Below are 295 nucleotides of genomic sequence, written 5' to 3'. Positions count from 1 at the left end.
CGGACGTGGCTTTGCTGTTGTTGCTGATGAAGTTAGAAATCTAGCAGAAAGAACTCAAAAGTCTTTAGGTGAGATTGAAGCTAATACTAATATCTTAGTTCAATCTATTAATGAAATGGGTGAGAGTATTAAAGAACAAACTACAGGTATTACTCAAATAAATGATGCTGTAGCACAAATTGATCATGTAACTCAAGAGAATTTAAAAATAGCTAATGATAGTGCTATAGTAGCTGATAATGTAAATAAAATAGCTAGTGATATCTTAGAGGATGCTAAGAAGAAGAAGTTTTAA

1 protein-coding gene is annotated in these 295 nt (G+C 31.5%); it reads left to right on the top strand.

Features of this window, described 5'->3' with window-relative positions; translation table 11 throughout:
* Positions 1-295: methyl-accepting chemotaxis protein (locus CAMP18497_RS08255; protein ID WP_337213761.1), on the top strand; the 295-nt coding region annotated here is incomplete at its 5' end.

This window comes from Campylobacter sp. W0066.1, assembly GCF_024723635.1.
In the GTDB taxonomy this organism is placed as follows: domain Bacteria; phylum Campylobacterota; class Campylobacteria; order Campylobacterales; family Campylobacteraceae; genus Campylobacter_D; species Campylobacter_D lari_C.
Note: the sequence above shows the minus strand (reverse complement) of the source record. Positions and strands in the feature narration are given on the sequence as shown.